The sequence below is a fragment of the Microbacterium sp. ZXX196 genome (genome assembly GCF_009709595.1).
GTDB classification, from domain to species: Bacteria; Actinomycetota; Actinomycetes; order Actinomycetales; family Microbacteriaceae; genus Microbacterium; species Microbacterium excoecariae.
In genome coordinates this window covers 1-244 of sequence record NZ_WMEE01000440.1, presented here as the reverse complement: position 1 = coordinate 244, position 244 = coordinate 1, and the positions used below count along the sequence as shown (strand labels likewise).

The window sequence follows — 244 nt, the reverse complement described above, 5'->3', positions numbered from 1 at the left end:
CGCGATAATCTGCAGGTCCAGCAGCATATTGAGATCCTGCTCGCCGATGGCACCACCCGTCTGAAAGCCGCCATCACGGCGCAGAGCGCAGAACGTCTTGGTCTGGATGAAGGTAAAGAGGTACTGGCGCTCGTGAAAGCGCCGTGGGTGAACATCACGCGCGATCCCGACAGCGCAAAGGCAGCCGATAACCAGCTACGGGCCGCAATCGGCCATATCGAACGCGGCCAGGCGCAGTGCGAAG

At 61.1% G+C, this 244-nt stretch carries 1 protein-coding gene; it reads left to right on the top strand.

Going from position 1 to position 244, the window contains the following annotated elements; all coding sequences use genetic code 11:
• The coding region (locus GJQ66_RS13615) for a TOBE domain-containing protein (protein WP_196215946.1) at nt 1-244 on the top strand (244 nt) is incomplete at both ends.